At 69.2% G+C, this 321-nt stretch carries 1 protein-coding gene; it reads left to right on the forward strand.

The features are described 5' to 3' along the window. On the forward strand, positions 1-321 hold a 321-nt coding region (locus KVP70_RS33540; protein ID WP_217946750.1), incomplete at both ends, for a hypothetical protein.

A 321-nucleotide genomic window follows, 5' to 3' on the forward strand; every position in this document is an offset into this window, starting at 1 on the left:
TCGTCGCGCTGACCACCGGCCAGGCAAGCTCGCTGAGCACCGCGCAAGTGGCCGGTCTGACGACCGCCGCCATCGCCGCGCTGGAAACGGCCGACTTCGCCGCACTGAAATCGGACGCGATCGCCGCGCTGAGCGCCAACCAGATCAAGGCCTTGACGACCGATCAAGTGGTCGCACTGACCACCGCCGAAGCGGCCGCGCTGAGCACCGCGCAAGTGTCGGCGTTGTCGAGCAACGCCATCGCCGCGCTGGAAACGGCTGACCTGTCGGCCATCAAGACCGCCGGCATCGCCGCGCTGAGCTCGGCGCAAGTTGCCGCGC

The sequence above is a fragment of the Duganella violaceipulchra genome (assembly GCF_019166075.1).
Classification (GTDB): Bacteria; Pseudomonadota; Gammaproteobacteria; order Burkholderiales; family Burkholderiaceae_D; genus Rugamonas; species Rugamonas violaceipulchra.